Origin of the sequence: Streptomyces sp. SID4985 (assembly GCF_009863025.1) — a bacterium.
Taxonomy (GTDB): Bacteria; Actinomycetota; Actinomycetes; order Streptomycetales; family Streptomycetaceae; genus Streptomyces.
The window spans coordinates 1-1613 of the sequence record NZ_WWIR01000517.1 but is presented as its reverse complement, the minus strand read 5'-3'; the positions used below and the strand labels follow the sequence as shown (position 1 = coordinate 1613).

Annotated in this window: 1 protein-coding gene; it reads left to right on the top strand. The window is 74.4% G+C overall.

From position 1 onward, the window contains the following. On the top strand, positions 1 to 1557 hold a 1557-nt coding region (locus GTW40_RS22495), incomplete at its 5' end, for a DUF5941 domain-containing protein (protein WP_161181997.1). Positions 1558 to 1613 lie beyond the last annotated feature (56 nt).

Sequence of the window (1613 nt, the reverse complement as noted above, 5' to 3'; positions counted from 1 at the left end):
ACCGCGCAGCCCGCCGCCCGTCAGGCGCTCGGCCGGGCCCTGACCCGCGAGACCGCGGCGGGCGGCGGTACCGCCGTCGCCGTGGACAGCCTGCCCGACCGCCTGGTCACCGCCCTGGACGCCGACTACGGCGAGGTCCACCGCCCCGACCTTGGCAGCCTCGTCGCCACCGTCCCCGCCGACCCCCAGGCCCGCAACGAGGCCCGGCAGGCCGTCGCCGCCGTCGACGACGAGGCCGTACGCCTGAAGTCCGCCGTGAAGTCCCGCGACGGCTTCTTCACCACCTTCTGCATCAGCCCGTACTCGCGCTACATCGCCCGCTGGTGCGCCCGCCGGGGCCTCACGCCGAACCAGGTCACCACCGCCTCGCTGATCACCGCGCTCATAGCGGCGGCCTCGGCCGCGACGGGCACCCGCGCCGGGTTCATCGCCGCAGGTGTCCTGCTGATCGCCTCCTTCGTGCTGGACTGCACCGACGGCCAGCTCGCCCGCTACTCCCTCCAGTACTCCACCCTCGGCGCCTGGCTCGACGCCACCTTCGACCGCGCCAAGGAGTACGCCTACTACGCCGGTCTCGCCCTCGGCGCGGCCCGCGGCGGTGATGACGTCTGGGCCCTCGCGCTCGCCGCGATGATCCTCCAGACCTGCCGCCACGTCGTGGACTTCTCCTTCAACGAGGCCAACCACGACGCCACCGCCAACACCAGCCCCACCGCCGCCCTCTCCGGCAAGCTGGACAGCGTCGGCTGGACGGTCTGGGTCCGCCGCATGATCGTCCTGCCCATCGGCGAACGCTGGGCCATGATCGCCGTCCTCACCGCCGCGACCACGCCCCGCATCACCTTCTACGTCCTCCTGATCGGCTGCGCCTTCGCCGCGACGTACACCACGGCGGGCCGCGTGCTGCGCTCGGTGACCCGCAAGGCGCGACGCACGGACCGGGCGGCCCAGGCGCTGGTGGACCTGGCCGACCCCGGCCCGCTCGCGGAGCGGCTGAGCCGCCTGTTCAAGCGCGGCCTGCCCGGCTACGGCGCCCCCGCCGTCGCCCTCCTCGGCACCGCCGCCGTGGTCGTCTGCTCGGCGCTGCCCGGCTACGGCAGCCCGCTCCCCGTCGTCGGCGCCGTCCTCTACGTCATCGCCTCGGCCCTCGCCGTCGCCCGCCCGCTCAAGGGCGCCCTCGACTGGCTCGTGCCGCCCTTCTTCCGCGCCGCCGAGTACGGCACGGTCCTCGCCCTCGCCGCCCGCGCCGACGTACCCGGGGCCCTCCCGGCGGCATTCGGCCTGGTGGCAGCGGTCGCCTACCATCACTACGACACGGTGTACCGCATCCGCGGCGGCGCCGGCGCGCCGCCCGCGTGGCTCGTGCGTGCCATCGGCGGTCAGGAGGGACGGGTTCTGCTCGTCGCCGTTCTGGCCGCGCTGCTGACCGCCTCCGCGTTCACCGTCGCGCTCACGGTCCTCGCCGTGGTCATCGCCTTGCTGGTGCTCGCGGAGAGCATCCGCTTCTGGGTGTCCGCAGGGGCGCCCGCCGTTCACGACGAAGGAGAAACCGCATGATCGGCCTCGTGCTGGCGGCCGGCGCCGGACGGCGTCTGCGCCCCTACACCGACACG